Below are 284 nucleotides of genomic sequence, written 5' to 3' on the forward strand. Positions count from 1 at the left end.
CAACTGCGCAGCACGCTCGAGGGCGAACGCTCGGCGTGCGGACGCGTGCCACGCGCGGTCGATGAGCCGCTTGGCGCTGGCGACGGCCTGGGGCGGACGGGAGGCGATGCGGTCGGCCAGCTTCTCCGCCTCGGCCATCGGGTCCGCGCTGATCTCGGTGATCAAGCCGATGCGGTCGGCGTAGGTGGCGTCGACGGTGTCGGCAGTCATCGCGAGCAGCAGCGCCTGGTCGGCGCCGACGAGCCTGGCCAGCGTCGCTGTCCCGGTCATATCCGGGATCAGCC

At 72.2% G+C, this 284-nt stretch carries 1 protein-coding gene; it reads right to left on the reverse strand.

Translation table 11 applies throughout. The features are described from left to right. Positions 1–270 (reverse strand): enoyl-CoA hydratase-related protein (locus GV790_RS30030; protein WP_256673619.1); only part of this gene is annotated, 270 nt, incomplete at its 3' end. Between the last annotated feature and the right edge of the window lie 14 nt (positions 271–284).

This window comes from Nocardia cyriacigeorgica, from assembly GCF_010858045.1.
GTDB classification, from domain to species: domain Bacteria; phylum Actinomycetota; class Actinomycetes; order Mycobacteriales; family Mycobacteriaceae; genus Nocardia; species Nocardia cyriacigeorgica_E.